At 45.1% G+C, this 492-nt stretch carries 1 protein-coding gene; it reads right to left on the bottom strand.

What is annotated here, in order from left to right; all coding sequences use genetic code 11:
• On the bottom strand, positions 1 to 492 hold a 492-nt coding region (locus tag AC2JF9_RS08525), incomplete at both ends, for a SpoIIE family protein phosphatase (RefSeq protein WP_500726913.1).

The following is a 492-nucleotide window of genomic DNA, read 5'->3' as shown; positions in this document are numbered from 1 at the left end:
ATCATGGCCAAATCAAGGGTTGAGAATATTTCATCCGTTGTCCGCAATGACAACACTGAGTTCACGGATTTTATCGCAATTTTTTCTTCGATTCCGGATAATAAGAATTTCTGCAGCAGCTTCAGTGTTTCCGTGCTTTCAAAATGGGCTCTCTCACCATTCCCCATTCCATCGCTGATTGCTATTGCGTATTTACCACAGCCGATTTCCATCGTGGTATAACTATCGCCCGAGACCAGTCCTCCTCCCTTGGCGGCATGAGCGACGCCAGTTTCCACGGTGAATTTTTTCGCAGACCTGAATACAGCATGGCACTGGCCATTCGGATAGGCCGCACATTCCTCTGAATAGACTACAATCGTTTCTCCTAATATATCTGAAAGCATCGGGGCTATTAATTTTTCACATTCTCCTCTTCCGTGGCAATAAGGTACACTCATTTCGATATCGACATTTCCCTGTTCCAGACTATAAATGTCCACGTGTCCAACA

It is taken from the genome of Lactobacillus sp. C449L (genome assembly GCF_059900815.1).
The sequence above is the reverse complement of the archived record's forward strand: the minus strand, read 5'-3'. Positions and strand labels throughout refer to the sequence as shown.